The sequence below is a fragment of the Paraburkholderia sp. CNPSo 3274 genome (assembly GCF_024206475.1).
GTDB lineage: Bacteria > Pseudomonadota > Gammaproteobacteria > Burkholderiales > Burkholderiaceae > Paraburkholderia.
Genome location: NZ_JAMBPR010000072.1, coordinates 1 through 26,291 on the forward strand (window position 1 = coordinate 1; position 26,291 = coordinate 26,291).

General features: G+C 57.2%; 25 protein-coding genes and 5 pseudogenes. 15 read left to right on the plus strand and 15 right to left on the minus strand.

Annotated features, from left to right (window positions below; translation table 11 throughout):
- The 5 genes and pseudogenes from M3I54_RS34765 to nifB all read right to left on the minus strand — a co-directional run.
- Window positions 1–205: pseudogene (locus tag M3I54_RS34765) on the minus strand (IS630 family transposase); the annotation flags it as partial.
- 23 nt (window positions 206–228) lie between these two features.
- Window positions 229–678 carry a nitrogen fixation protein NifZ gene (locus M3I54_RS34770; RefSeq protein WP_254344000.1) on the minus strand — a complete coding sequence of 150 codons (450 nt, stop codon included), beginning with the start codon at window positions 676–678 and terminating at the stop codon, window positions 229–231.
- Window positions 675–1,079 (minus strand): iron-sulfur cluster assembly accessory protein, encoded by a 405-nt coding sequence (locus tag M3I54_RS34775; protein WP_254344002.1) that lies wholly within the window; start codon window positions 1,077–1,079, stop codon window positions 675–677. Before M3I54_RS34775 ends, M3I54_RS34770 begins: the two co-directional genes overlap by 4 nt.
- 64 nt (window positions 1,080–1,143) lie before the next feature.
- Complete coding sequence (locus tag M3I54_RS34780; RefSeq protein WP_133189644.1) at window positions 1,144–1,338, minus strand: 4Fe-4S binding protein; 195 nt, start codon at window positions 1,336–1,338, stop codon at window positions 1,144–1,146.
- Window positions 1,339–1,405: 67 nt separating this feature from the next.
- Window positions 1,406–3,007 carry a nitrogenase cofactor biosynthesis protein NifB gene (gene nifB / locus M3I54_RS34785; protein ID WP_375541820.1) on the minus strand — a complete coding sequence of 534 codons (1,602 nt, stop codon included), beginning with the start codon at window positions 3,005–3,007 and terminating at the stop codon, window positions 1,406–1,408.
- A gap of 407 nt (window positions 3,008–3,414) precedes the next feature.
- On the opposite strand from nifB, the gene nifV reads away from it, so the two are divergent.
- The 7 genes and pseudogenes from nifV to M3I54_RS34815 all read left to right on the plus strand — a co-directional run bounded on the left by nifV (window position 3,415) and on the right by M3I54_RS34815 (window position 9,073).
- Window positions 3,415–4,551 carry a homocitrate synthase gene (gene nifV, locus M3I54_RS34790; RefSeq protein ID WP_254344005.1) on the plus strand — a complete coding sequence of 379 codons (1,137 nt, stop codon included), beginning with the start codon at window positions 3,415–3,417 and terminating at the stop codon, window positions 4,549–4,551.
- 68 nt (window positions 4,552–4,619) lie between these two features.
- A pseudogene (locus M3I54_RS45485) lies at window positions 4,620–4,841 on the plus strand (nitrogenase-stabilizing/protective protein NifW); the annotation flags it as partial.
- An 88-nt stretch (window positions 4,842–4,929) separates the two neighbouring features.
- Window positions 4,930–5,781 (plus strand): electron transfer flavoprotein subunit beta/FixA family protein, encoded by an 852-nt coding sequence (locus M3I54_RS34795; RefSeq protein ID WP_254344007.1) that lies wholly within the window; start codon window positions 4,930–4,932, stop codon window positions 5,779–5,781.
- Window positions 5,778–6,890, plus strand: coding sequence for an electron transfer flavoprotein subunit alpha/FixB family protein (locus M3I54_RS34800; RefSeq protein ID WP_254344009.1), 1,113 nt, complete (start codon window positions 5,778–5,780; stop codon window positions 6,888–6,890). The genes M3I54_RS34795 and M3I54_RS34800 overlap by 4 nt, the downstream gene beginning before the upstream one ends.
- Before the next feature lie 11 nt (window positions 6,891–6,901).
- On the plus strand, window positions 6,902–8,215 hold the full coding sequence (locus M3I54_RS34805) for an FAD-dependent monooxygenase (RefSeq protein WP_254344011.1): 1,314 nt from the start codon (window positions 6,902–6,904) through the stop codon (window positions 8,213–8,215).
- On the plus strand, window positions 8,212–8,511 hold the full coding sequence (locus M3I54_RS34810; RefSeq protein ID WP_254344013.1) for a ferredoxin family protein: 300 nt from the start codon (window positions 8,212–8,214) through the stop codon (window positions 8,509–8,511). The genes M3I54_RS34805 and M3I54_RS34810 overlap by 4 nt, the downstream gene beginning before the upstream one ends.
- Before the next feature lie 76 nt (window positions 8,512–8,587).
- Window positions 8,588–9,073, plus strand: a complete 486-nt coding sequence (locus M3I54_RS34815) for a hypothetical protein (protein WP_254316852.1) — start codon at window positions 8,588–8,590, stop codon at window positions 9,071–9,073.
- Between the two features lie 112 nt (window positions 9,074–9,185).
- Here the strand turns inward: M3I54_RS34815 and M3I54_RS34820 are convergent.
- Window positions 9,186–9,403, minus strand: a pseudogene (locus tag M3I54_RS34820) (IS66 family transposase); the annotation flags it as partial.
- A gap of 551 nt (window positions 9,404–9,954) precedes the next feature.
- Here M3I54_RS34820 and M3I54_RS34825 point away from each other — a divergent pair.
- Window positions 9,955–10,143: a hypothetical protein gene (locus tag M3I54_RS34825; protein ID WP_254344037.1), complete on the plus strand. Its 189-nt coding sequence runs from the start codon at window positions 9,955–9,957 to the stop codon at window positions 10,141–10,143.
- A gap of 340 nt (window positions 10,144–10,483) precedes the next feature.
- Here M3I54_RS34825 and M3I54_RS34830 read toward each other — a convergent pair whose 3' ends face one another.
- The 8 genes and pseudogenes from M3I54_RS34830 to M3I54_RS34865 form a co-directional block, all read right to left on the minus strand.
- A complete protein-coding gene (locus M3I54_RS34830) occupies window positions 10,484–11,050 on the minus strand; it encodes a nitrogen fixation protein NifQ (RefSeq protein WP_254344015.1) in 567 nt (188 codons plus the stop codon).
- A gap of 16 nt (window positions 11,051–11,066) precedes the next feature.
- Complete coding sequence (gene fdxB / locus M3I54_RS34835; protein WP_254344017.1) at window positions 11,067–11,372, minus strand: ferredoxin III, nif-specific; 306 nt, start codon at window positions 11,370–11,372, stop codon at window positions 11,067–11,069.
- Window positions 11,373–11,387: 15 nt separating this feature from the next.
- Window positions 11,388–11,588 carry a CCE_0567 family metalloprotein gene (locus M3I54_RS34840; RefSeq protein WP_254344035.1) on the minus strand — a complete coding sequence of 67 codons (201 nt, stop codon included), beginning with the start codon at window positions 11,586–11,588 and terminating at the stop codon, window positions 11,388–11,390.
- 75 nt (window positions 11,589–11,663) lie between these two features.
- Window positions 11,664–12,077, minus strand: a pseudogene (gene nifX, locus M3I54_RS34845) (nitrogen fixation protein NifX); the annotation flags it as partial.
- A 55-nt stretch (window positions 12,078–12,132) separates the two neighbouring features.
- Window positions 12,133–13,488: a nitrogenase iron-molybdenum cofactor biosynthesis protein NifN gene (gene nifN / locus M3I54_RS34850; protein ID WP_254344019.1), complete on the minus strand. Its 1,356-nt coding sequence runs from the start codon at window positions 13,486–13,488 to the stop codon at window positions 12,133–12,135.
- A 22-nt stretch (window positions 13,489–13,510) separates the two neighbouring features.
- Window positions 13,511–15,004, minus strand: coding sequence for a nitrogenase iron-molybdenum cofactor biosynthesis protein NifE (gene nifE / locus M3I54_RS34855; protein ID WP_254344020.1), 1,494 nt, complete (start codon window positions 15,002–15,004; stop codon window positions 13,511–13,513).
- 229 nt (window positions 15,005–15,233) lie between these two features.
- Window positions 15,234–16,880 carry a nif-specific transcriptional activator NifA gene (nifA, locus tag M3I54_RS34860; RefSeq protein WP_254344022.1) on the minus strand — a complete coding sequence of 549 codons (1,647 nt, stop codon included), beginning with the start codon at window positions 16,878–16,880 and terminating at the stop codon, window positions 15,234–15,236.
- A gap of 439 nt (window positions 16,881–17,319) precedes the next feature.
- A complete protein-coding gene (locus M3I54_RS34865; protein ID WP_254344024.1) occupies window positions 17,320–18,252 on the minus strand; it encodes a LysR family transcriptional regulator in 933 nt (310 codons plus the stop codon).
- A 456-nt stretch (window positions 18,253–18,708) separates the two neighbouring features.
- Between M3I54_RS34865 and M3I54_RS34870 the strand changes: the two genes are divergently transcribed.
- The 5 genes and pseudogenes from M3I54_RS34870 to M3I54_RS34890 all read left to right on the plus strand — a co-directional run bounded on the left by M3I54_RS34870 (window position 18,709) and on the right by M3I54_RS34890 (window position 22,791).
- Complete coding sequence (locus tag M3I54_RS34870; RefSeq protein WP_133189674.1) at window positions 18,709–19,422, plus strand: hypothetical protein; 714 nt, start codon at window positions 18,709–18,711, stop codon at window positions 19,420–19,422.
- Entirely contained in the window at window positions 19,419–19,820 is a 402-nt protein-coding gene (locus tag M3I54_RS34875) for a hypothetical protein (RefSeq protein WP_254344025.1), read from the plus strand. The genes M3I54_RS34870 and M3I54_RS34875 overlap by 4 nt, the downstream gene beginning before the upstream one ends.
- Before the next feature lie 62 nt (window positions 19,821–19,882).
- Window positions 19,883–20,641, plus strand: a complete 759-nt coding sequence (locus M3I54_RS34880; protein WP_254344026.1) for an ATP-grasp domain-containing protein — start codon at window positions 19,883–19,885, stop codon at window positions 20,639–20,641.
- Between the two features lie 14 nt (window positions 20,642–20,655).
- Window positions 20,656–21,969, plus strand: a complete 1,314-nt coding sequence (locus M3I54_RS34885) for an acetyl-CoA carboxylase biotin carboxylase subunit family protein (RefSeq protein WP_254344027.1) — start codon at window positions 20,656–20,658, stop codon at window positions 21,967–21,969.
- A 51-nt stretch (window positions 21,970–22,020) separates the two neighbouring features.
- A pseudogene (locus M3I54_RS34890) lies at window positions 22,021–22,791 on the plus strand (IS5 family transposase).
- An 8-nt stretch (window positions 22,792–22,799) separates the two neighbouring features.
- Here M3I54_RS34890 and M3I54_RS34895 read toward each other — a convergent pair.
- Window positions 22,800–23,708, minus strand: a complete 909-nt coding sequence (locus M3I54_RS34895; protein ID WP_133189678.1) for a LysR family transcriptional regulator — start codon at window positions 23,706–23,708, stop codon at window positions 22,800–22,802.
- Between the two features lie 245 nt (window positions 23,709–23,953).
- Between M3I54_RS34895 and nodB the strand changes: the two genes are divergently transcribed.
- Window positions 23,954–24,619 carry a chitooligosaccharide deacetylase NodB gene (gene nodB, locus M3I54_RS34900; RefSeq protein WP_254344028.1) on the plus strand — a complete coding sequence of 222 codons (666 nt, stop codon included), beginning with the start codon at window positions 23,954–23,956 and terminating at the stop codon, window positions 24,617–24,619.
- Window positions 24,620–25,046: 427 nt separating this feature from the next.
- A complete protein-coding gene (gene nodC / locus M3I54_RS34905; RefSeq protein ID WP_133189682.1) occupies window positions 25,047–26,282 on the plus strand; it encodes a chitooligosaccharide synthase NodC in 1,236 nt (411 codons plus the stop codon).
- Window positions 26,283–26,291: the final 9 nt, after the last annotated feature.

Here is a 26,291-nt window from a genome sequence, read left to right on the forward strand (position 1 = left end):
TGAGGAAGCGCCCCGACCAGCGCGAGATGAAGCGCGAGTCACAGCAAAGTATGCGCATGATGCTGTCGCGCGATTCGCCGTCCTCGAGCATCAGGATCAACTTTGCGCGTCGCACGTCCGCTGCGCGTACCGTCCGGCTGCGCGCAGCAGACAGAAGTTGTTCGCGTTCGGTATCCGTCAGATTCATTTTTCCCATGACCGATATCTGAGCACAGATGGGGTGCCAATTCAATGACGCAATGGACTAGTACGCACGGCGCTTAGCGTCGGCATCTGCACGCAGTTCTCCTTCTCCATATCGGCGTGCCACGAACCGATCCAGCGAAGCGCGTCGGCGCGCCTCCCCAGTTGTGCGAGCACGTCCTGCGGCAGGCGGTCGAGCGTGCAGAGCTCCTTCGCGCGCATTCCGACACGGCGGTCTCCTTCGAAAAAGTGAACCGCATAGACGTAGAACCGCTGCAGAAACGTGCCGATTGCGCTGACATAACCGGCATCGCCTTGGCTCACGAGCAGTTCCCCCATAGCCTTACCGTTGTATGTACCGTCGTTACGAATCACGGCGCGTGAAATCACTCGCTCGCCAACGGCGAACCGCGGTGGAAAAGCGAGTTCGACTGCATCGTCGCTCTCAACGTCCCTCACGCCCAGCTCATTTAAATACAGGGATGCACGCTTCATGACACCTCCCGCGGCAATGAGTTAAGTCCGCGCCCGATCGCACTCGCGTCGATGCGAGAGACGCTCGACTTGCCTGCGCCATCGCGCGCGGCGACGCCAAATGCTTGATTGCCGTTGTTGAATGCAAGACCACACCTGTCTTGTGTTTCGACGAAGTCGACGGTAAAGCCGTCGAGCAACAGCCGACTTTCTGCCGACAAGAAAATCCGCAGTCCATTGATCTCCGTAGTCTCATCACCGGGCTGCGCATCGTCGGCGGCGCTAAGTTCGGCTTCGTATCCGGAGCAACCGCCGGTACTCACACAAATACGGACGCCCGCACCGGATGGCAGCCCGGAAAAGCGCACGATACGGTGCAGGAACTTTTCGGCGGCAGGTGTCACTGCAAAATTTGGCAACATGATTTAGAAATCGTCGAATTGAATAATCGTCGGGAACACTGCGCAAAGCAGCGGAACCGCAGCGCTAGGCCGGCACGATGCACCCGTCCACAGGGCACGCTGCCACGCATTGCGGACTTTCGAATTGCCCTTCGCACACGGTACATTTCCGCGGATCGATTGCGAAGACGCCGCCTTTCTCGATGATGGCGACGTTTGGGCATTGCGGCTCGCACGCCGAGCAGCCAGTGCAGGCGGAGGCAATGATCTTTAGGGCCATACCAGGCACTCCTTGTGATGATTTCCTGTGTAACCGAGCACGTCGTGACGACTACGCTACCTGCCGCTCAAACAGGGGCATCTTCGCCCACCCTAGTCAATCCGATCTGTGGTATTGCCGTGTCGCCGCGGCCCGTGTGGTCAATTTCGCCAGTCGCGAGACGGCCACAATAGTCGGTGAGCCATGCAAGCGCGGCTTTTTCGATTGGTTCGTGGGCGTACATATCCACGGGTTCGATTCCCGCTTCTAATAGCGACTTCCGTGGACACAAGCCAATCTTTGCAACCAGCACAGCATGGCAATCGTTGATCGCGTGTATGATCGGCACCAAGTCATCCTCAGCGCCATCGCCGCCGCGGCAATAAGCGCCCACGCGGCGGTGCGCGACAAACAGGGCTCCAGCGGCGCTGACTTGGAAAATCTGGAACTCGGAAACATGGCCGAAATGTGCGTTGACGAGCCCGCCTCCCTTCGTCGCAACGGCAATCCGCACCTCGACATCGCCTAGCACCCGGGTCGCTCCTGACAAGCCTCGTGTCTTATGTTTCATCTTGCACTCTCCATCGCATTCGGCGTCGACGCGGTGTCGACGTGTACGGCCAAGCTCAAGCGTGTCCACGGCGTCCAGGTGTTCGATGCTTGCGAGCGAAAACTCGTGATGGCGGTCTTCGCCCAGAAGGCCTACGGCATCTGCACGACATTGCCGGCAATGGCGCATTAGGGCCGCGCCGCCCATGCAGGCGTCCTGCACGGCCTTCAACTCGCCAGCGGTAGGCTCGCGCTGGCCACGGCCACCGAAATACGTGCCGTGCATAGGATCCGAGATCAGCGGCATGATGTTGTGCAAAAATGCCCCCCGCCTCTTTACTTCATGATTCACTTCGACCAGGTGCTCGTCGTTGATGCCAGGGATGAGTACCGAGTTGATCTTCGTAAGTACGCCACGCGCGCTCAACATGTCGAGCCCTAGCATCTGACGCTCGTGCAGAATTCGCGCGGCCTCTTCACCCGTGACTCTTCTGTGATCCCAAAAGATCCACGGATAGATCTTTTCGCCGATGACAGGGTCGACCATGTTGATAGTGATCGTCACGTGATCAATGCCGTAATCGCAAATTTCGTTGACATAGTCAGGCAGCGAAAGCCCGTTCGTCGAAAGACATAGCTTAATGTCCGGCGTGAGTTCGCGAAGCATACGAAAGGTGTCGAACGTTTTGTTCGGATTGGCCAGTGCATCCCCCGGGCCCGCGATCCCGACGACAGTCAATTGCGGAATCCTCGAGGCGACGGTCATCACCTTTTTCACGGCCTGATCCGGCGTGAGCTTCTCTGATACCACACCAGGCCGCGACTCGTTCGAACAATCATACTTTCGGTTGCAGTAGTTGCATTGGATATTGCAGGCGGGCGCCACTGCGACATGCATGCGCGCATAATGGCGATGCGCTTCTTCCGAATAACACGGGTGATCTCTAACCTTTTCCCACACCTCCACACTGATGTTTTTTGGTGCGTCGGTCGAACAGCAACTTGACCCGCCTGGTGCGCCATTTGAATCAGAGCGGCCGTATCGGGCAATTGGATCCGCGGCCGACACCGATGGCATGATGTGTGTGACTCTGGCGCCGTCGGCCAAGATCAGAGCGCCGGCATTTGCGCAATCGTGCATGGATATCTCTCCGCAATGAACAGTGTGCGTGCCATCGCTCACAGCGAAATCCATGCCAACGCGAAAACGCACGATGTGCGAGCGGACGATACTTGAAGCCGAGAGCATCGCCGTGCTCCGTCGCCATGACACATGGGTAGTCCAGCTGCGCTGGCGCTGTGTCTCAGTTCTTATTCATTTGAATTACTCGCGATAAAAGCAACCGCTTCTGCGTGCGCCGATAACCCGATCGGCCAGGTTCAAGCGCGACACTGTTGGGAATGGGACATTCCCGACGCGACTTATCACACCACGTACTCAGATTCCCGACATGACGCATTTCAGGGTCAAACAGAACCGCACTCCGGCCGTAGCATCCCATTGGCACGATGTTTGCAGCGCTATCGACATCTCTCGGGAGACTTGACATGCATGTTCCAATTATTAATGATACGACGCTCCGCGATGGTGAGCAGACTGCAGGTGTTGCATTTCGCGTCGAGGAAAAATGCGCGATCGCGAGCGCCCTGTCTCAGGCCGGCGTGCCGGAACTCGAAGTCGGGGTTCCCGCAATGGGCGACGAGGAAATGGCGTGCATAGCGGAAATTGCCGGGTTAAATCTCGACTCCCGTATAATCGTTTGGGGACGCCTCACCGAAGGCGACCTCGCGGCGGCATTGCGTTGCAATGCCGACATCGTTCACCTCTCCATCCCTGTTTCGGATATTCATCTGCGCCACAAGCTGCAGCAGTCGCGTACGTGGGTTCTGAGTCAAATTGCGCGAGTTGTCAACATAGCAATCGGAAGTCGCGCAACGATTTCTCTCGGCATGGAAGACGCCTCGCGCGCGGATCCTTCATTTGTCATCGAAGTGGCTCAATGCGCACAGCAGCACGGGGTTCAGCGCTTGCGTTTCGCAGACACGGTTGGCGTGCTGGATCCGTTTGAGACATACCACGCGATTGCGGCGCTGCGCGTTGCCGTGGACCTCGAGATCGAAATCCATGCGCACGACGATCTCGGGCTGGCCACAGCCAACACGTTAGCGGCCCTTGCGGCAGGCGCAACACATGCCAGCACCACAGTCAACGGTCTTGGCGAGCGAGCCGGCAACGCGGCGCTAGAGGAAGTCGTGATGGGAGCACGTCATCTTCTGCGACGAGATACGGGGGTCGACACTCAAGCGCTGCCCGCTATTTCGTCGCTGGTCGAACATGCGTCGGGCCGAGCCGTCTCCTTTGGAAAAAGCATCGTCGGTAGAGGCGTTTTTACTCACGAAGCGGGAATTCACACGGACGGCCTTTCCAAACACGTCGCAACCTACGCAGGATTCGATCCCGCAGAGGTGGGCCGGCAACGGTCTACGGTGCTCGGCGAACATTCTGGGTCTCAAGGCGTGCGTGACGCATATGACGCTTTGGGCCTGAAGGTATCGGAGCGGCTTGTGCCGCTACTGCTACCGCGCATCCGCGCCTTCGCCACGCAACATAAGCAGCCGCCTAGCGCAATCGATCTCCGCCGCTTTTTAAGTGAGTCACGGAGCACGCTAGTCAGAGCGTCCTGAAGGCCGCTCATAGCGAAAAACGGACTTAGGAGGAGCAAACCCATGGAAGAGCTTATTCGAAACTTCGTCCACTTTCATCTATGGAGGATTTCCGAGTCTTTTGCATTGCCCTCGACGAAAGAATAGTGAAGTTGAACCGCCTGCACATCATGAAACGCTTCCTTCGGTACATCAAATATCAGAACGACACGCCGCCCCCGCGACGGCTTACCTATCACGGCTTGCTGCGGAAGGCCTGCGACGACTTCGTTGTATCCAGGCCCCCTGAACAACGAGTGTTTAAAGTCGTTAGAAGGCCGCAGACCGGCATGTCGTCTTCCTCAAAAGCCTGTGCGCGTTGCTGTCGGCACGCAGCGGCCTCTGATCAGGAGAGCCTCAATGCATATTGTCGTTTGCATCAAACAAGTACCGGATTCTGCTCAGATTCGGGTTCACCCTGTGACCAACACCATCATGCGGCAAGGCGTGCCGGCAATCGTCAACCCTTACGATCTCTTCTCGCTAGAAGAAGCGTTGCGGCTAAAAGACCGCTTCGGCGCATGGGTCACGATACTTTCTATGGGACCACCACAGGCCGAGGACGCACTGCGTAGATGCATCAGCTACGGTGCAGACGACGCCGTGCTCATCACCGACCGGTCGTTCGCCGGCGCCGACACGCTCGCCACTTCTTATGCGTTGGCCGCCGCGACACGCCAGATCGCGAGTGAACGCTCAGTGGATATGATCTTTACGGGCAAACAAACGATCGACGGTGATACAGCCCAGGTCGGCCCGGGCATCGCGACGCGCATGGGCATCCAACTGCTTACCTACGTGTCGAGAATCCTCGAGATCGACCTCGTCAGACGCACGATCATGGTCGAACGCCGTGCTGAAGGGGGCGTTCAGGTACTCGAGACTGCGTTGCCGTGCCTTGTTACGATGCTTGAAAACACGAACGATCTGCGTTTCGCAACACTGCCCAGAGTAATCCATGCCGCTCGCTTCCCCGTACGCAAGTGGAACCGCGAGCAGGCCGGGATCAATGACGTCAGCAAGATCGGGCTGAAGGGTTCACATACCGTCGTACGTAAGGTGTTCGGCGCAACGCCGCGTGAAGAAGATGCCGAGATGATCGAATTCGACGAGTCGAGTCTCCACGACGCGGCGGCTCAACTCGTGCATAAGATCTTCACTCGCCATCCGACGCTGGAGGCGGACCTGCGGCTCACGGAGAGGAATGCATGAATTCGCTTGTTGCTTGGAAAAAAAAACCGGGTGCGCCGATCGCACAGGCTAACGGCTGCAACGTGGAACTTCCCGACCGTATGAAAGACTATCGGGGCGTGTGGGTCTTCATCGAGCACGACCGTGGCCGAGCGCACAGCGTATCGTGGGAACTGATCGGTGAGGCTCGCAAGCTCGCCGACAAACTAGGCAGCAACGTCGCTGTAGCGGTACTCGGCGGTACTGAAGAGCCACTCGAGCAGTTTGCCGCTGAGGCGTTCACCCTGGGCGCGGACAAAGCGTATGTCATCCACGATCCGGTGTTGCGCGGTTATCGCAATGAACCGTTCACGAAAGGCCTGTCAGATCTGGTTAGCAAGTATTGCCCCGAGATACTGTTGCTCGGTGCGACTTCAATGGGCCGAGATCTCGCGGGCTCTGTCGCAACACGGCTTCTGACTGGCCTTACAGCCGACTGCACCGAGTTGAATATCGATCCCGCCTCGCGTGCACTAGCTGCGACGCGGCCGACCTTCGGCGGCTCTCTGCTATGTACGATCATGACGCTCGAATCTCGCCCTCAGATGGCGACTGTGCGCCCACGAGTCATGTCCATGCCGCCGGCGCAGCAAGGCCGCAGTGGCGAGATCGTGCAGGAAACGCTCGGGATGATCGAGGCCAATATAGTAACTAAATTGCTTGACTTCATCCCCGACGAAACGAGCGATCAAATCAACCTCGCCTACGCGGACGTGATCGTGAGCGGCGGCAAGGGACTCAAGAATCGCGAGAACTTCAAGCTGCTATTCGAGCTGGCGCAGGTGCTCGGTGGCGAAGTCGGCGCCAGCCGCCCATGCGTTCAGGCGGGTTGGGTCCGAGCCGAACGCCAGATCGGACAAACCGGCAAAACTGTCAGGCCCAAGCTTTATCTCGCCGCGGGAATCTCTGGTGCGATCCAGCATCGGGTCGGAATGGAAAGCTCTGACGTCATCGTCGCAATCAACACCGACCCAAACGCCCCGATTTTTGACTACGCACACTACGGGGTTGTGGGGGACGCAATGCGCGTACTACCAGAACTAACACAGGCCTTTAAGCAGCACCTGACACCGCAGCGGCTAGACTCGTAAGGAAAACAAACATGATAACCTCCCCAAAATTCGATGCCATTGTGGTCGGAGCTGGACCATCAGGCAACGCCGCAGCCTACGTTATGGCGAAAGGCGGGCTGAAAGTGCTTCAGATTGAACGCGGCGAGTATCCCGGAAGCAAAAACGTTCAGGGCGCGATTCTTTACGCCAATGCACTGGAAGAGATCATTCCAGACTTCCGCGACGATGCCCCTCTCGAGCGCCACATCATCGAGCAGCGCCTGTGGATGCTCGATGATACCTCGTTTGTCGGCACGCACGCGCGCAGCGAAGACTACAACAATCCCCCATATAACCGCTACACGATCATACGGGCACAGTTCGACAAGTGGTTTTCATCGAAAGTACGTGAAGCAGGCGCTTTGCTGATCTGCGAGACCACGGTAAATCGCCTGATTGTGGACGGAGACCAGGTTGTCGGTGTGCAATGCGACCGCGAACACGGCGAAGTCTATGCGGACATCGTGGTCCTCGCGGACGGCGTCAATTCGACATTGGCGCGTAAGGCAGGCTTTCACGGCGAAATCAAGGCGGGCAATGTCGCGCTGGCTGTGAAGGAGATTCTCTTTATGCCTGAGGAAATAATTTGCCAGCGTTTTAACGTTGCCGATAACGAGGGCGTTGTCATTGAGATGGTCGGCCGAATCACCGACGGCATGGCTGGAACCGGCTTCTTGTACACTAACAAGGAGTCGCTGACAATCGGCGTCGGCTGTATGCTGAGCGACTTCAAAAACAACTCGAACCGTACAAGCCCGTATGTGTTGCTCGAAAAAATGAAGCGTCATCCGTCCATCGCCCCGCTCATCGCCGGCGGTGAAATGAAGGAGTACTGTGCGCATCTGATCCCCGAAGGGGGCTTCAATGCAATCCCGGAAGTGTACGGCAATGGCTGGATGATCGTCGGCGATTCCGGTGGCTTCGTCAATTCCGCACATCGCGAAGGTTCTAATCTTGCCATGACGACAGGACGTCTCGCCGCGGAGACCGCGATAGCCGCAAAAGCCAGCGGAGGCCACAGCTATCGGGCTTGCGCCCTCTCCGGGTACAAGGCCGCGCTCGACAAGAGTTTCGTGATGAAGGACCTGTTCAAGTACCGAGACATGCCGAAGATCTTGCATCGCAATCCGCATTTTTTCACCACATATCCTGATCTCGTCGCCAAAGCGGCTCGGACAATGATTACGGTCGACGGCGTGGACAAGCAGACCAAGAAGGGTGAGGTCATGGCGAGTTTCCGCAAAAGTCGCTCACTAACAGGCTTGGTGGGCGACGCGTACAAACTCTGGAGGGCCTTCCGATGACCAGACTTACTGTGAACATCGACGAGAAGCTATTCCAAAACCGTTACCGCGTTGACGTCGGCCGACCACACGTCCAAATAAAAAATCCCGAGACCTGCATTAATGAATGTAGCGAAAAAAGCTGTACGTTCGTCTGCCCCGCTTCTTGTTATCGGAACGAGAACAACGGCGCCGTGACACTAATTACCGACGGCTGCCTTGAGTGCGGCAGTTGTCGCATTCTATGCAGGGAACACCACAACCTTTCTTGGGAGTACCCGAGGGGTGGCCACGGAATCCAGTTCAAGTTTGGATAGACGAATACGACCTCGGCATTTCGGCTTCCGCCTATCACAGGAAGGGTCAGAAGCCTTATCGTTTCGGAGCAAGTCAATGAATCTCCTTACTGGCATTGAGTCGACAGATCTGTTTGGCGGCGCCGTGCCTCCTTCCGTACTGCACCTAATCGAGGACACACGTGGCGGCCGCTGTGACGATGTTACCGCTGCATTGTGGACCGCCGTTATTTGTCACCCGCGCTGCCTGCCACCCTACTATCTGCTATACAAGTTTCACGCGAACCGGGGCGAGCTTGGCGAGGCGAAGGAAGTTGCAACCAAGGCTTTGACAGCTGCAGCGCGGGAAGCGTCAATTGACATTGACTGGTGTGCGGTACAGCCAGGCGACACAGATTTCACGATTCCTGGACCGGCACGCTTTTGGCTCTTCACGCTGAAGGCGCTGGCCTTTATCAGCGTTCGCCGCCGCGAACGCGCGGTTGCCCTAAAGCTCCTTGCCAAGCTGCGCCGGCTGGACCCGGCCGACTGCGTCGGCTTCAACGTGGTGGAAGCCCTTCTCGCGCAGTCCGGGCGCCGATAAGCCCTACCGGCAGGCCAGCCGCCTACCTCGCGTGAAGTCCCTCCAATACATCAGGCCGGCAATCTGGCGACGAATCCTCGACCCCTGCTCAATCCGGCCGGGCAAGCTACATTGACTTGCGCCCGAATTGCATGCGCTGAAGCTTCGCGATCCACAGCTTCAGGTGCTCGATTTCAAGCGCCCGGTCCGAGAGCGACTTCTGGAGCGTCGTCACAGTATCGCGCAGATCCGCAGATCACCTTCGCGCTCACGTAACGCCGCCTCACGTGCAAGCACGAGAGCCTTCACGGCCTCGATGTCGTCCGGAAGCGTAGCGTCGCTGGATGCCATGCAGGCAGTTTACGCGCGTGCGTTGTCACATACGTTCACGAAGCGCTGCAGGGTCTGGCCGCATCGACCGGCTGTCGCCAGTCCGCCTCGGGTCACCCAGATCCAGTGTTTCAAATTCCTCGTCCACCCACGCTCCCGGCTCATTACGAATCTGCATTCGAAAAGTCGAGAGTAAATTGCGAAACGCGAAAATCCGCCCGTTAACACCCATCACGCAGGTGCATCGCTCAATGCGCTTTCGGACAAACGGCTGCTACTGCGCCACTTCTGTATAACCTTTTCATGATTTAATTCGGCATCGCCCCCAAGCATGAAAGCTCCGCAAGGCACAGAATCCTCAGTGGCGCACAGCACACCAAAGACCGCAATCTCAATGGTGGCCCGACCCCGTGTATAACCAGGCCTACCCGAACTGGCTCGCACCCCCAACAGTTGCGCGGCTTGTCGCCGCAGCACAAACGGTAAAGAGACCCGGACTGACTGAGTCCGAGGCGTTTTCCAGTTCATCGATGCCCTGTGCGTCACTTTCATTCTAGCCCCAGGAGAGTGACATGGAAGGACTGTCTCCACTCTACCGACGCGTTGCCGGCATCGATGTCCATAAGATGCTGCACGTTGTCACCGCCGTCATTGAGCACCCTGACGGCACCATCGCACTGGCACGGCGCCGCTGCGACGTCCTGTTCGCTATGCTGCGAGACGGCACCTTTTACGAACCCAAGTCAGCCCCAACCGCTTGACGAACCACATAGGGGCACCCCCCGCCGGGCCACCAGTAAACGGTAAAACTCTCTAAAGGGCTCTCCGCGTTTAGCCACGCGCATTCCTTTTCCGAGGCAGCAGAAGCCAGCGCCGCCGCCGCCGCCAGCGCAGCGACCATCAGAGCACCACAGAGCACCCTCTTTAACTTCTTCATAACTGTTCCCCGCCGACTAACGTTAATATTCCTAATCGTTTTGGATTCATATCACTCGCCGTACTGTGCACCACATCACATACATTACGTGACTCATCCTGCAACCGTCAGAAGAAGGCATCAAATATATCTATACTAATCCGAGTCGCCACTGATCCGCAAAATCATTCCGGCCCGAAGCAACTAGAATATTCCGCACACTCCCCACAGCTTGAGGCCCGGCACACGTTCAACGCCTCGCTCCTGCAAAGCTCCTTGTAGATAAACTTCTTCCACTTCATGCCGTGAACGTTCTTTTCAGCAAGCGACGGAAACCAGTACTCGATAAGCGCCGACAATTCGCCGCGCGAAGAAAGGCGCAGCTCCTGCCACAAATGTTTTTTGCCTGCGCAAGCGCAGGCCAGTGCGTGAGAAATGCAATGGATCTCGGTTGTTGTGCCTGCCACCGGATTGGCGTATGTCTTTAACAACGTTACAAGATCGATGTCGTCATAAGACGGTCCTGGTTGTGAATCTGCAGCCGGCGCGCCAAAGTAAAGGCCCAGTGAACTCTCAGCATCGGGGAACCAGCGAGCAAGCAGCCAGTGTGTCTCCTCGGCATCCAGTCCGGGGATAGGCAATCTTTCCGTACCGCCTTCGTCGACCGCGGCTGCGAGCACACCGGCGACCGCAAGCACCGTCAAGTCGTCCGGGTTTCTCGCATAGCGCATTAACGCCGCGTAGTAATCCATAGGAATCCTCGCTTGCTCACACTTGAGCCGCAGCATGTGTGTAGCATCCTTTCGGGCATATCTTCGCACATGCCGTGCAGCCAACGCAGAGACCTCGATACGCAATTGTCATGACTTTCTTTTCATGCTCGTCCTCGTCTTCATCGTCATCCAGTGGAACATGATCCCCCGCTTCATCGATGCCTAACAGTTGAAGTACGCCGCGAGAACACACCCGGAAACATCGCCCGCAACCGATGCATTTTTGTTCATCGAGTGAATCTACAAAGCGAGGTATCCAGACCTCTCCGCTTGGGAGTATCACGCTAAAAAGATGGCTCATTTGGAGATCCGGAGTTTAATCGGAAGCCGAAACTGCGGTCTGACGTGCCTGCATCAGCGCGTCATGCGCGTCGTGACAGCGTTGCGCGACTACCATTATCTGCTCCCAACCCGTTGGAAGTTCTTCTGACAGATCGTGCAGATCCATCTTCGCCTGCGTGGCCAACGAGTTGAGTCTTTTCAGGCGCGTCTTAAGTTCCCGCGAATCGTTACTCATCATGCCCTCCTTATCGGACGACGCACTACAGGCGTCACTGGCAACATGAACCGCCATACTCGAAGATCGGTTTTGGCCAGTTGGCAACTCATCGTCCCCTGCAAAATCGTACGATCTGCCACGTTCCCTGGTGAGCTTCTTGCGCAACCACGGAGGCGGCGTGCCTTTCAGAACCCTGCTCAGCTTGATTAGAATTTCTTCGATCGGCAACGGCTGCGGCACTTTCACTGGATGGACATTAAGTGCTACTACGCGCGCAGCCGCAGTACCGCCTATGGCCGCGACATACAAGATCGCGCAGTCGCGGATCACTTCGAGCTTCGGCGCAAGTTTCTCATCATCGCCGTCCTGCACCAGCTTGTCGCCGAAATCAAAAATCTGTAAAAGTGTATGCTCTTCCGTCGTCACGTCGTAGACCGCAATGCTTTTCGCCCAGCCAAAATGAGCGTCGACGTGCACTTTGTCCTGTGTCGCAAATGCGATCTTCATGCGCTGGTCTCCTCATAAAGTTCAAGTTACGGCATGTAACACCCTTCTCTTAAACCTAACCCGGAACCGAAACATCAAGACCGCCCAATGATTGCGGCAGTTTCCAGTCGCCCGGATGAGATTGCGAGATCCTCTCGACCATGAGATTGGCAATCTCGAAAATAAGATTCATTGTGCCGCGATAACCTATCTGGCAACGATGGGCGTTGCCGACGCGGTCAAACACCGGCAAGCCCGCGCGCATCAGCGGCTTTCCGAGGCGACCGGCCATCTGCCTGCCGTGCGAATGCGTGATCAGCAGGTCGCAATTATTCGCGCCTCGTTCCATGTCCTCCAGGTCCCCCAATATGACTTGGCTTGCCGGCAACAGCGCATGCGATGCCGAAGCAGTGGTACTGATGCAAACAGATAGTTCCGCACCCATTTCACGGAGCAGCGAACCGATCGAAAGCAGCAGGTCCGGCTCCGCACCGATCGCCACTTTGAGACCGCCAGTATAAAAATGGCTGTCGAGCATCGCATCCAGTAGCTGGCTGCGCTGCCGGCGATACCGGGTCGGGACTGCACGCCCCGAAAGTTGTGCAAGGCGATGCAAGAACCGGTCGTTCGGCTCCAGCCCCGTAAGCCGCTCGAGGATCTCGAACGGCACGCCGGCAATTGCTTCGAGCGTCTTGGCGGCGTCGCGCGTTTGCTCACCCACGCCAATTGTGAACGACGAAGCCCCCGCGGCACGGATCTGATCAATCGTCGTTCCGCCCAGCGTCGTGCCACGCCACGCAGAATCAAGGTGGCCGTCGAGGGAGCCGGAAACATCTGGAAGCACAATCGGCTCCAGTCCGAATGCGCAAATAATCTCGCGAAGCTCGTCGATGTCGCCAGGCGATAGATGACTTCCCGGCACCAGATTGATCTGCTGAGGCACCGTCGGCAACGGCTTCACCAGTGTCTCGACGATCGCGGTCACAGCGCGCCTGTAGCCGTCCTCAAAGGCACCAATATAGTCCGGTGTCGATACGAGGATGAGTTCAGTATCGTCCAGTTCGCGCTTGCGTTTTCGCACCATCGCAAGGTGCCCCTCCACATCTTCGCCGTTCGTCTCAGTCAGGCCCGTCGTGCAGAGCAAAATGATCTTAGGCGCCGCGCGCTTGCGAATGTTCAGCAGCGCTGTCTCTACGTTCTCGTATCCGCCGAGAATCGTGGTGACCTCGCTCATCGCCGTTGTTTGCAGCGGAATGGCTTCTTTGAAATGGCGCACCAGTAGTACGAGCGCGAAGGACGTACAGCCCTGCGAGCCGTGCATTACCGGCATGCATGCATCAAGACCCATGGCTGCATACGTCGCGCCGAGCGGTTGACTCATTCTTAGGGGATTAACGGTACAGGCTTTTCCAGACTCGACGACTATCGCCATGATATGTGCCCCACTCTGAAACTCAACTCGATACCGCCGCGCGGAAGTTCCAATCGTAGGCCTCACCGTCTGCGCCCCGCGGAATCGGATTGATGTGCGCGGAAGACTTACGAATCCCCTCGCGATGCACTAGCCCTTCGTCGTCCCACGGCGCAGGAATACGCACCTGCTGCCAGACTGGGTTCTGGATTGCACGGTCGATCTCCTGCACCAATTTAACAATGCCCTCGTAGCCAGCGTATGGATGGTGTCGCTCCTGATTCACGTCGAGCCACGGCACGCGCGCCTTAAGTGCGACAAACTGCGAGCGCCCGCCAGACAGCATGATGTCGGCCTTCGCATCCCGGAGCATGTTGTACATCTCGAGCGCCGTCAAATTGTCGACCATGCGCGTCTCATCGCCCATGATCTCCTTGATTCTTTCCTTATCCCCCTCCGTGCTTTTCTTCACACTCGTGCCGACGATCTCGAGCCCGGCCTCCTGCAGCGCCGCGACCACCGACCATGACTTCACGCCCCCCGTGATGAGCAGCACACGTTTGCCATCGAGCCGCTGCCTGTACGGAGCAATGCGCCCCCATACGCGCGCCTCTTCTGCCTTGACAAGGTGCTCGGTGCGCACGATAAGATCGTCCGGCGCACCCCGCTCCACCAGTAGCCTCGCGACCCCGCGCAGCGCGTCGCTCATGTCGCCAATTCCATAGAATGAACCCTCGATGTATGGAATACCGTAGCGCTTCTGCATTTTTGTCGCAACGTTGAGCATGGACTTGGAGCACACCACCATGTTGACCTTCGCGCAGTGTGCGCTCGCGATCTCGCTGTAGCGGCCGTCTCCCGAGATGCAGGACAGAATCCGGATGCCGAGCGCCTCGAACAACGGCTTTATCTGCCACAACTCGCCCGAGAGGTTATATTCACCGATAAGATTGATATCGAATGGTGTCTTGTACGCCGGCTCGCACGTGCCGATGACGTAATCGAGGATCGTCTCCCCTGCGAGCTTGTTGCCGAAGTTTTTGGATCCTGCGAAACCGGGCGCATTCACCGGTATGATGGGTTTACCGAACTTTTCCGACGCGTGCTTGCATACGGCGTCTATGTCATCGCCGATCAATGCGGTCACGCACGTCTGATAGACGAACACGGCGGGCGGATCGTACTTTTCGAAAATTTCACGCAGACTCCTGAAGAGCCGCCTCTCGCCACCGTAAATTACATCGAGTTCGTTAATATCGGTTGTGAACGCGGTGCGGTAGAGAGTCGGCCCAGACGATGCCGAATGGCGGTTGTCCCAAGAGTTTCCTTCACATGCAATAGGCCCGTGCACCAAGTGTGCAACGTCGACCACGGGCTGCAATGCGATCCGCGCGCCGTCGAATGCGCATCCGCCGGCGGCCGCCCCCGGCGAAACCTGCTTCGAACAGCCTTGCTTGCGCTCCTTTTCGCTCTTCGCCAGGTTCTTTGCGCAACCCGGTTCGTTGAAGATCTCGACAGCGCTCGTCTTTAGCCACATCGTAGAGTCCTGACGATAGAAGTCCACGACTGCAGGCAAATTGCGTACCACCATCGCAGCCCAAGTTAGCGGTCATAGCGGCGCTATGCCGAAGCCAGATTTGTCGTTCTTGTTACCTGCGTTGAAGAAGTTCAACCAATCACTACAGTGATCCGACAGGCAAGAGCCTGCCTGCCGGTAGTCTTCTCGCCCAGTCTCTCCAAGTGCATGCGCGCAACCGCCGCGGCCGTCAGAAGCGGCGCAGCTTGATCCCGTGTTTACGCAGTGCGTAGCCGATCTGCCGCGGCGTGATATGTAGGAGTCGTGCGGCCTTCGCTTGTACCCATCCACAGCGCTCCATTGCCCACACAAGCTGTTCCCGCTCGCTCCCCGGCATGTCGCTACCGCTTCGCGTCTCGAAGCTACCCTCATTCCAATCACCGGCACTTACGCTCGACAGGGCATTCGGCACTTCACTGTTTGTAGCGTCCAATGTGCGGGCAGGACGCACAGCGTCTTCTCGTTCGATGTAATGCAGTTCTTTGGTGAGGCAACGGCCTCTCTCGCACAGAAAGGAAAATCGATCTATCGTGTCGTGATCCGCCATGGTCGCGGTACGCTCAACGCAATTTTCCAGCTCGCGCACATTGCCAGGCCAGTAGCAGCTGGACAGAACCCGAAACGCTTGTTCATTGAAATGCAAAGATCGACGATTGTCGCGGTTAAAGCGGTCCAGAAAGTGCTGCGCCATTGCCGGAATTTCCTCACGGCGTTCGCGCAGCGGCGGCAAAAGGATACTCACGACGTTGATGCGGTAGTAGAGATCCGCACGAAATTCCCCCGCCTTCACCATTTGTTCGAGGTTGCGGTTCGTGGCGACGATCAGCCTAACGTCGACTCTTACCAGGGTGGTGCCACCCACCCGTTCGAACTCTCGCTCCTGCAAAACCCGCAACAATTTGGCTTGGAACGAAGGCGAAATGTCGCCGATCTCGTCGAGGAAAAGTGTCCCGCCGTGTGCCACTTCAAAACGCCCTTTGCGTTGATATTGCGCACCGGTAAACGCTCCCTTCTCATGGCCGAACAATTCGCTTTCTAGCAGTGTTTCAGTGAGCGCCGCACAGTTCACTGAGATGAACGGCTGGTCCTTGCGGGGCGATAACCCATAAATCGCGCGCGCGATCAGCTCCTTTCCAGTTCCGCTCTCGCCGCGCAAAAGCACCGTCGTCCGCGTAGGCGCTACTTGATGAACCTGCGAAAAGACGCGTTGCATAGGGGCAGATTCTCCGAGCACATTGTCGATACGATACGAAGTCTGGTCAGCATAGACCGCTCGTCTCATCTCCTGTCGCGCGGTTTGGTGCATCTGCCCCGACGCACCATCAAGCAGAAGTGCCTGGCCCATCGACGCCGCGACGACCTTCATGAGTTGGAGGTCGCTAGCAAAGACGCGCTGTCCGTCCGTATTCTCGCAGAACGCAACAAGTACGCCGAGCGGACGCCCTTCATACCTGATCGACGCCCCGAGCAGTGCCACATGCTCACCTTCCAATCCGTCAAACATCTCGATGCTGTCCACGAAGAGTGGTTCATCACGCAGTCTCGCCACCACCACAGCCGAGTCGTTGGTGTGTATTCGCCCCAATACCCCCTCATTGGGCAGGAAACGCAGACGTTCACGCCAGCCCGCTGACAACCCCGTGCCACACAGGCCGCCCAGATGGCCGTCTGGCTCAGCGACCGCAATAAACGCGGAGCGCCATCCGCACGCATATGAGAGGTAACGCAAAGATGTCTCCAACGTCCTTTCGGTATCTCGTGACGAGGTCAACGTCTTTACTACTTCGTAGACCACATCAAAATTGAGATGACTCTCATTGACATCGAGATGCGACATAAATCTGAACTCCGGAAATTGCACGTTAGCGCCGCGGGACCCGGGTCCCAACACAATGAATGGCGGCGCTACATTTGCGCAAGCCACGGTGAATTCTTGCCGCAACGGGCACGAAATCCGACAAAAGCAGACAGAGACGACACAATCGCAGTCGCGGCGTCAGAAATGTGACAAAGAACACGAGGTATCTTTGTGCGCAGATGGGATACTACCGAAAAAAAACGTAGGTTTTGCGACAAAATTAGATCTGTGCGGCAGTCTATGTTTAAATGTATGAGTCGCGCACTTGATTTGTGAGGAAATAGCAGGACTGCGCGTGAATTAGAGAATACGCGTCACTTTGCGTTAATGCTGGATTCAAAAAACAGGACGTTATCGTCTGCACCTCCATTTGGCGCGCCGAAGTTCGGCCCTTCGACGCGTTTGTCTCAGAGGCTCATCAGTTTGAAGCACGCGGTGGCAAGCCTGCTGACGCTCCGTCGTGTGCACTGTCTCCAAGAGTACTCAGTTGCAGCGAACGGAAAAGAAAACGCTGAAGTGCGTTGGCCGCAGACGAGCGGTCTTCTAAGCGCCCAGGACTAAAGAGACCGAATTCCGCCACCGGCGGCAGCGGCAACCCCACTGCACGGTGATCGATCGCACGCATCGTATCGCGGCGCACCTGCCAGTCCAGAAGCAGCGCAACGCCGAGCCCAGCCTCAACGGCCGACTGAACCGCAGAGAGGCTCGTGCTTTTGCAGGCCACGCGCCAAGCGATACCTGCTTCAAGCAACGTGGCAAAATAGCTCTCCTGCCACCGGCATGCACCGCCGAATGCAACAATCGGCAGCGGACCGTCTCCGAGATTATCGTTGCGCGTGCGCGCAACCGCCCAGCGAAGGGGATGTCGCCAGGTGACGAGCGGTTCCGCGGGGATCAGAGCTGGATCACCAATCGCGAAATCGAGTGTGTTGCTCATGAGCCGCTGCGATAAGGCCGGACTCGCATCAACGACGATCTCCAGGGCTACATCAGGAAACAATGTCGAAAATTGCCGCAGTGCATGGCGGAGGTGACTCATTGCGATGTCCTCGGGAATTCCGATTTTCACGGTGCCCGCAACTTCACCCGAAGTAAGGGCGGAACGGGCCGCAAGGCCAATTTCGAGCAGCTTGTGTGCATACGGCAACAGAACGTTGCCCGCAGAGGTCGGCTTCACGCCGCGCGGGGAACGTTCAAGGAGGCGCTGGCCGACTGCGTCTTCGAGCCGCCGAAGGGCCATGCTGACGGCAGCCTGTGTACGATGTAGCTCCATGGCAGCATTGCTCACACTGCCGGCTTCCACTACCGTCACGAACGTACGCAGTAGCGTGCTGTCTAGATCGCGAATCATCAATTTCCCTCATTCAAACATAAACATTATCAGCTTATACCACGCATACCGCTGCAGTTAGTATCCTTCCGTCGCCCACGTAGAGAGCATGGGTGAGCAAAAAACGAATGAGAATGATGCCTAGATACGTGTTGCAAAAAGTATTCGCTGTGTTTAAGGAGACGATTGGGCCAGTTGTCGGTTGACAGAAATCATTTCGATGCGATGGCGTTTGCCAAAGCAGACCGCTCTGCAAAGAGCGACCCAATTTGGGGCCGCCCGAGAGCGGTCGGCCTTCAACGCCTTCTCGTCGCACAACGACCGGTGCGCAGCTTCGAGGCCAGGCGTGGCGACTTTCGCAATCCGAGGGAGTCACCATTGCTTCGTGCGACGAGAATTCGTGTCTCCGGTTCATGCGCCGCCGACCCGCAACCCAGCGCGCCGCGTTCGCTCCTTCTCATCTTATCTGGAGATCACATGAATACACCCAACGATCGGGTTCGCTTCGAGGCGCTTGCCAAGCACGCCATGGACCAGATACTCGCGATTTCGCCGGAAACCGTTGCGTTCCACCGCGGCGACTGGATCGACAGTGAGTACTATCGCCGCCATCTCGTCGAAACCGTGTTACGCATCCGGCTCAACAACGAAGTAGGCGCGTTCGCGCTTTACAAAATCGGCCGCGAGGATAACTCGCTCGCGCAGATGCTCGCGCAGCACCTCGCACAAGAATATGGGCAAGAATGCCATCTTCTGCATGACCTCGAGCGGTTCGGCCTGACCGCAGCAAGCGTGGACAGCATTAGACCATTCAATAGTACAGACAAGCTAATCGGATATCTCTACTTCAGCATCGTCCGCGATGGCCCCCTCCCTACGATGCTCTGGAGCTGGTTGCAGGCATGGTATTCGGGCCGCTACAACAAGGTCATCGCGGAATCAGCCGCGCGCGCATTCGGGCACGACTACGTAAAAGGTACGCTCAGCCACATTGAGTACGCCGAATCGCGCAGCTTGGAAGACTCCACATGGATCGCTCTGAAGCTCGCGATCGGCGGCTGGGGCGGAATGGGGAAAGCAGAGATCTATTTGAACAACTTTGTCGGAATGATTCACGAGTATTTCGAAGAGTTGCGTGTCGCGACCCTACCCCGGCCGGAACCCGGCACAGAACAGGCAGCATTCAAATGACCGCCATCATCGTGATTGAGCCGCGTTCGTCCGGGACCGCGCTTGTCGCCTCAGCTGTGCGCCTTGGCGTGGCCACCCACGTGTTTTCGGCCAACTGCGATGAGCCCCCCCTGTCACGCAAACTGCAGGCCGCTACGGTGCCGTACACGATGGTAGACACTGCCTCGCCGAACGCCGTGGCGGTCGCCGCATGCGCCATCGGCGTCGATGCGATCGTACCCGGTTGCGAATACGCAACAGGCGTAGCAGCTGAATCAGCGGCGCTCCACGGTCTTCCACATTTGCAGCCGGAAGCGGCAGCACTCACGCGCGATAAACACTCAGCCGCATGCATCTCGCCGCCGCCGCACTGGCGGTTCCTGTGTTCGCCCTCATCGCACATCACCGCGACGTCATGACAGCCGCTTTACACGTAGGTTTTCCAGCCGTCCTCAAGCCTGTCCGCGGCGGAGGCATGCATGTGACGTACGTCGATTCTCTTTCCCAGTTGCAACTTGCGGTCGATTGCGCAATGCATCACGGCGTTGTCGATATCGACCATAAGACCGGCAACGTGTTGCTCCTTGAACAGTATCTGGAAGGCCCAGAGTACTGCGTCGAAGGCTACGTCGGCAGCCAGCACGGACCCCGCGTCGTCGCAGTAACCGAAAATCTCTTGGGCGCAGAGCAGAATTTCACAAAATTGGGCCACTTTGTCGAAGCCTCTTTGACCGCGGACCAAGGAGCCGCGCTCGTCAATTACGTCGAGCACGCCGCGGCGCAGATTGGACTGACCGTCGGTGTTTTCCACGCCAAAGTGCGCATAACACGTGACGGTCCGGTGCTGATCAAGATCGCGGCCTGCCTCGGAGGTGATCGCATCTATCGGCTGATCGAACTCAGCAGGTCAATCTCTCTGCCGGAAATAGCGATACGCAGCCACCTCGGCGATCCCGAGCCAGCCCCCGACGCCGATGCAAAACCTGCCGTGTGTGTTAGCGGCGTACGGTTCTTCACACCTGTAGGCGACGCGGCCGCCGTCGAACGCGTTCGCGCCATACCAGGTTTCCAGGAGGTGGAGGTCCATTCTCATATCGGCGGCACAGTGCCACTGCGAGTGGCGATGAGCGGCCGTGTCGGCCATGTGCTGTTCATCGCGCCAGATCGCCCGACCCTTGATTTGCGCCTTGCCGAAGCGCTGAGAACGCTCGGATCCCGCCGGGCCTGTAAAGATATCTGAACGGTTTGCCCTTCATGACAACCAACAACCCCGCCCCGCGTAGCCGCATAGTCGTGCTTAACCGCTGGTCTGACGGCTTTGCAGCTTACCATCGCTACATCGATCATGCGGCGAATAACGTCGCTTATATCTGCACGCCGAACGGCGCGGCTGCGCTCGACACCTCTCAAACCGCGCACGTCGAAGAGCTATCCGACATCCTCGATGAAGACGCGCTGCATAAGGCGATGACCTCCTGTCAAGCGGCGCTCGGCGGCATCGACAGGCTGATCGCATTGTCCGAATTCGACCTTCTGAAGGCCGCGCGACTGCGCAATTCGTTCAATATACCTGGCGACCTTCACGATACCGTCGTCCGCTTTCGTGACAAGGCCGTTATGAAGCATACCGTTGCTGCCGCGGGCCTGCGTGTGCCACGCGTTGCAGCGTTGGAAGATGTGGCCTTTGCGAAAGCAAATTCGTCCCCTGTAATGCGCTTTCCGATCATTGTAAAGCCACGTACCGCAGCCGCAAGCCTAGACGTACGGCTCATCGACACCCGTACGCGCTTGGATATGTTGTGGCCGACACTACCGCTGGTTGAGTATGAGTGCGAGGAGTACATCGAAGGGCCCGTCTATCACGTTGACGGTTTCGTGCGAGACAACACATGGGTAATTGCGCGCGCGTCCCGCTACATCAACACCCGTCTTCAGTTTGCACAAGGAAAACCCCTAGGCTCGGTGATGCTCGACCCGGGGCCGCTCAATGATGCTGTGCTTGAATTTGCGACGGCATGCCTGAAAGCGCTCGCCTTGAGTAATGGACCGTTTCATCTCGAGATAATCGGAGCTTGCGACGGATTCTATTTTCTGGAAGTCGGTGCCCGTGTCGGCAGCGGGGAAATCCCCTTTCTTTTCCATGAATTGTACGGCGTCGACCTCTTCGACCTCTGGGTCACCCACCAATCAGGTGACGAGGCGCGGTTCGCCGCACGGGCGCAGGCGGCGTCAGTCGCGTCAACCTCGCCCACACGCGGTGGATTCTTGATGCTGCCAGAGCCCGTCGGCAAGATATTCGTCGACGCACAATTGCCGAACGCTATCCCGGGGCTTTACGAAGCTATCTTCCCGGTGAGACGTCACTTATTCAACGGTTCCCGCCGCTCTAGCAACATCCTCGCACGCTTCCGCTATCGCGGCGCATCGGAGGAAGAAATCGACAGGGCAATTCGCGCGACGTTGCGCGATTTCCGATACACGCTGGCCGAAAGCGTGGGCTCGCCGAATAGCAGTACACATGACATCACCCTAAGAGACGGTTTCAAAAGAGTTCATAGGGGCTGTTAACTCGTAACGTAACCCGTTGACCTCGATCGTCGTATCAACAGGATCGAGGAGATGGGCAAACCAATCATCGACGACGAACTGTGGGCACTGATCGAGCCACTGCTACCACCAGCGAAGCCACGGCGCTTCAAGCATCCGGGCCCGCAAACCGGTACCGGATCGGGCTGTGCTGACCGGCATCTTGTTCGTGCTGAAGACCGGTATCCGCTTGCGAGATTTGCCAGCCGAGATGGGGGGCGGCTCCGGCGTCAGTTGTTGGCGCAGGCTACGCATCCTGGCGAAGTTGAGGGCGGTCGACAAGATCGATTTCTCGCGCGTGGTCGTCGACTCGTCGTCGATTCGCGCAGTTGGGGCCGGCGAAAACTGGCCCGAATCCCACTGATCGAGCGCGATCAGGATCCAAGCACCACCTCGCCACCGACGCCCACGGAACACCGATCGCGGCAATCCTGACTGGCGCCAATCGTAACGACGCCACCCAACTTGTTCCGCTGATTGAGGCCATCGTACCGATTAGCGGCGTGCGTGGGAGGCCTTTGAGCCGTCCCGGCCGCGCCTACGCTGACCGGGGTTATGACCACGACAAATACCGACGCATTCTTCACGGGCGCAGCATTCCCACCAGCATCGCGCGACGCGGCCTCCCCCACGGCAGTGGCCGTGGAAAGATCCGTCGTCGAACGTACACATGCCTGGTTGCACAACTTCCGCCGTCTACGTATTTGCTTCGAACGTCGCGCCGACATTCATGAAACGTTTCTCAAACTCGGCTGTTGCCTGATCTGCTGGAACATCCTTCAGCGGGCTCAACAGTCTTTATGAAACCGCCTCTAAACAAGACTTTGCGCCTCCTCCAGCAATAGCTCGCGCATCCAGATACTTGCAGGATCACCGCTATGCAGCGCAGGCCATTGGATAGCCTCAGTAAAAGTGGATAGCGGGAGCGGTACTTCGGCGATCCGCAGAGGAGAGGCCTCCCCGAGATGCCTGGCAAGCCTTAATGGGATCGTCGCAATGCGACGGGTACCCGATAGCACCGCCGGAATGAGGTGAAAGGTCGGGACGACGACCTCTTCGCGCCGTTTGAGACCGAGATCTAGTAGGAAAAACTCTTCGATCGTAGGCCTGCGTGCCCGCCCGAACCTCACCGTCACGTGTCCCATGGACATATACCGGTCAAGCGGAAGCTGCTCCGACAACTGCTTGTTGGCGGGACAGCCTACACACACGAGCTTCTCGTCGAAGAGCGGCGCTTTCGGGTGAGTATCCGGCAGGAATAGATCGGGCAGAATCAAAAAATCGGCGTCGCCACGCCGCAGCAAATCCCCAGGCTCGTCGTCTGGGAAAATCAATTCGAAACTGACCGCGGGAGCCTCGCGTGCAACGCGCTTAATGACCTTCTGGAAATAGACGAGCGTCATGAAATCAGAGAGGCAGACCCTGAACCGGCGATCCGACTTGGCCGGCTGGAAAACGTCGCGCGAGATGATGGAAAGCTGGATATGCGATAGAGCCTCCCGCACCGGTCCGGCAAGCTCTATCGCTCGTGACGTGGGCACAAACTCTCGGCCTCTCATCACGAAGAGGTCGTCGCGAAAATAGTCTCGTAACCGCGACACCGCAGCGCTCATGGCAGGTTGACTCAAATTGATATCGCGTGCAGCAAGCGTGACGTTACGCTTCGCCATCAATGCGTCCAACGCGACGAGAAGATTCAGATCGAGGCCTTTGAAGCGCATTTTTAATAATCCGCGTTATGGATGAAGCACATCGACAGAATCGATTGTACAAATTAACTGAGGTACCGCAAAGTTACGGCAATTCAGCTTGACATGCAAGTCATTGATATGAGTATTCATGTCGTTGTACTGAACAACTCTCGACATCCACTCCCAGATATTGAGCTACCACGCGGCATTTCGCGATTGCGACTGTGGCTGGTTCCAAGGCAGACGGCGACTCATCCAAAGATAAGTGGAAGACCATGAGAAGACTGAGCGATTGTGAAATGCTGCAATCTATTGCGGAAGTGCCAAACGAGCGCGAACGTAACGGTTTGCGTAAGGTTTACCTTACCTTTGACGACGGACCACACCCGATATGGACCCCGAAAATACTAGATCTGCTTGCGCGGCAACGGGTACCGGCAACCTTCTGTGTACTCGGTGCCTACGCGGCTGAGTATCCGGAACTGATCCGGCGCATGGTCTCGGAAGGCCACGATGTCGCGAATCACAGCCTCTCCCATCGGGATTTGTCGAAATGTGAGCCAGGTCAAATACGGCACGAGATAGCAGAAGCGAACGCGCTTATCCAGCGTGCTTGCCCAGCGGCAGCGGTGCGATATATGCGCGCGCCGTATGGCAAATGGACGAACGACGTTACCTCCGAATCCATGAAAGCGGGATTAATGTCACTCCACTGGTCGGTAGATCCACGAGATTGGTCCCGTCCGGGTGCCGAGGCGATTGTCGATTCTGTACTGACATCCGTTCTGCCCGGCTCGATAGTACTGCTGCACGACGGGGCTCCTCCCGAAGAGTGCGACTTGCATCATCGCGATGCTTCGCGCGTGCAGACTGTCATAGCACTATCGCGCCTGATTCTAGGATTGAAGGAAAGGGGCTTCGTCATCAGTTCACTTCCGTAAGTTCAATGGAAAATCTCGCTTTACGAGCATCTCTGACCCCAAACTGCTCGACAAGTGGACGATATACTCCATTAGAAACGTCTTACCAATAGATAAGTATGCGCGTGGTCTGCGCGCTGACGATCATGGCTAGAACTAAGGAAATACTGACCCCGAAGAAGGCGTAGGCTGATCTGACTTTCAGCCGACGCCGATGGAAGCGTTTTGTCGACCTCGCTACCATGAGGTACGTTACTGGACATTTTTCTCGCACGCTATAACAGCGTCTTTCCTGCTCCATGAAGAAACGCCAACTCTACATGCACGAGAATAATTGCCCCTCGAATCGCGCGTGAACCTAGATGGTATTACCGTGCCTGACTCCCGCGCCATCGCTCCCGGCAGGCCTGTACTGAGAATCCCAACGTCTCCTAGCACACCGACCCCGATGAACATTCCTGCCGCAATCAACACGACATCTGTCCTATTATACGCGTCACTTTCGGCCATCTATAAAAGCGCGCAGGTTCTTCACACTCTGCCGACTAGCGGCCCACCTGCATGCATCAAGATATCCGACACCGAGTATTTGCCGGACATCGACATCATCGTCCCGTGCTATAACGAAAACCCAGAAACGCTACGGGCGTGTCTCGACTCGATTGGCGCCCAGGATTACGCGGGCGCCATCAGGGTTCACGTGGTCGATGATGGATCCGCCAACCGCGATGCGTTGAACGTGGTGTATCGGGAGCACGAGCATGATCCGCGATTCAATGTCCTGCTTCTTCCACAGAATGTGGGAAAGCGCAAAGCGCAAATCGCCGCGATACGTTCTTCGACCTCAGAGCTCATACTTAACGTAGACTCGGACACCACTCTGGCGCCGGACGCAGTAAAGAAACTCGTGCTGACAATGAGCGACCCATCGGTCGGTGCAGCCATGGGTCAATTGGTAGCCAGCAATCGCCGCGACACGTGGCTGACCCGCCTGATCGATATGGAATACTGGCTTGCGTGCAACGAGGAGCGCGCGGCTCAAGCGCGCTTTGGCGCTGTGATGTGCTGCTGCGGACCGTGTGCAATATACCGGCGCACAGCGCTTCTTCTGCTGCTGGACCAGTACGAAACGCAAATGTTCCGGGGCAAGCGCAGCGATTTCGGCGAAGATCGCCATCTGACAATTCTCATGCTCGCGGCGGGCTATCGGACGGAGTACGTTCGAGATGCAGTCGCCGCGACCGTGGTTCCAGATAAGCTGCGACCGTACCTGCGCCAGCAATTGCGCTGGGCGCGCAGCACCTATCGTGACACCCTGCTCGCCCTTCGCCTTTTGCCTCGTCTTGACCGCTACCTAACTCTTGATGTGGTAGCGCAGAACATTGGCTCTCTGCTGCTCGCCATTTCAATGATCTCCGGCTTTCTGCAGATCGTGCTCACAGCCACAGCTCCTTGGCAGGCAGGCTTCGTTATTGCTTCAATGACGATGGTCCGCTGCTCCGTTGCTGCCATTCGCGCCCAGGAGCTTCGATTTCTTGGATTTTCAGTGCACACACTCATCAATCTTTTGCTGCTGCTTCCTGTAAAGGCATACGCTCTATGTACCTTGGACAACAGTGACTGGCTTTCCCGCAGTTCTGCCGTCAAAGACCGCGGCGAGCACCGTGTTCCCAAGAGCGAGTAATGCGTAGCG

Coding starts and splice junctions, on each gene's coding strand:
- M3I54_RS34770 (WP_254344000.1), bottom strand. CDS start 678: ATGAAGCGTGCATCCCTGTATTTAAATGAGCTGGGCGTGAGGGACGTT.
- M3I54_RS34775 (WP_254344002.1), bottom strand. CDS start 1,079: ATGTTGCCAAATTTTGCAGTGACACCTGCCGCCGAAAAGTTCCTGCAC.
- M3I54_RS34780 (WP_133189644.1), bottom strand. CDS start 1,338: ATGGCCCTAAAGATCATTGCCTCCGCCTGCACTGGCTGCTCGGCGTGC.
- nifB (WP_375541820.1), bottom strand. CDS start 3,007: ATGCACGATTGCGCAAATGCCGGCGCTCTGATCTTGGCCGACGGCGCC.
- nifV (WP_254344005.1), top strand. CDS start 3,415: ATGCATGTTCCAATTATTAATGATACGACGCTCCGCGATGGTGAGCAG.
- M3I54_RS34795 (WP_254344007.1), top strand. CDS start 4,930: ATGCATATTGTCGTTTGCATCAAACAAGTACCGGATTCTGCTCAGATT.
- M3I54_RS34800 (WP_254344009.1), top strand. CDS start 5,778: ATGAATTCGCTTGTTGCTTGGAAAAAAAAACCGGGTGCGCCGATCGCA.
- M3I54_RS34805 (WP_254344011.1), top strand. CDS start 6,902: ATGATAACCTCCCCAAAATTCGATGCCATTGTGGTCGGAGCTGGACCA.
- M3I54_RS34810 (WP_254344013.1), top strand. CDS start 8,212: ATGACCAGACTTACTGTGAACATCGACGAGAAGCTATTCCAAAACCGT.
- M3I54_RS34815 (WP_254316852.1), top strand. CDS start 8,588: ATGAATCTCCTTACTGGCATTGAGTCGACAGATCTGTTTGGCGGCGCC.
- M3I54_RS34825 (WP_254344037.1), top strand. CDS start 9,955: ATGGAAGGACTGTCTCCACTCTACCGACGCGTTGCCGGCATCGATGTC.
- M3I54_RS34830 (WP_254344015.1), bottom strand. CDS start 11,050: ATGGATTACTACGCGGCGTTAATGCGCTATGCGAGAAACCCGGACGAC.
- fdxB (WP_254344017.1), bottom strand. CDS start 11,372: ATGAGCCATCTTTTTAGCGTGATACTCCCAAGCGGAGAGGTCTGGATA.
- M3I54_RS34840 (WP_254344035.1), bottom strand. CDS start 11,588: ATGAGTAACGATTCGCGGGAACTTAAGACGCGCCTGAAAAGACTCAAC.
- nifN (WP_254344019.1), bottom strand. CDS start 13,488: ATGGCGATAGTCGTCGAGTCTGGAAAAGCCTGTACCGTTAATCCCCTA.
- nifE (WP_254344020.1), bottom strand. CDS start 15,004: ATGTGGCTAAAGACGAGCGCTGTCGAGATCTTCAACGAACCGGGTTGC.
- nifA (WP_254344022.1), bottom strand. CDS start 16,880: ATGTCGCATCTCGATGTCAATGAGAGTCATCTCAATTTTGATGTGGTC.
- M3I54_RS34865 (WP_254344024.1), bottom strand. CDS start 18,252: ATGATTCGCGATCTAGACAGCACGCTACTGCGTACGTTCGTGACGGTA.
- M3I54_RS34870 (WP_133189674.1), top strand. CDS start 18,709: ATGAATACACCCAACGATCGGGTTCGCTTCGAGGCGCTTGCCAAGCAC.
- M3I54_RS34875 (WP_254344025.1), top strand. CDS start 19,419: ATGACCGCCATCATCGTGATTGAGCCGCGTTCGTCCGGGACCGCGCTT.
- M3I54_RS34885 (WP_254344027.1), top strand. CDS start 20,656: ATGACAACCAACAACCCCGCCCCGCGTAGCCGCATAGTCGTGCTTAAC.
- M3I54_RS34895 (WP_133189678.1), bottom strand. CDS start 23,708: ATGCGCTTCAAAGGCCTCGATCTGAATCTTCTCGTCGCGTTGGACGCA.
- nodB (WP_254344028.1), top strand. CDS start 23,954: ATGAGAAGACTGAGCGATTGTGAAATGCTGCAATCTATTGCGGAAGTG.
- nodC (WP_133189682.1), top strand. CDS start 25,047: ATGAACATTCCTGCCGCAATCAACACGACATCTGTCCTATTATACGCG.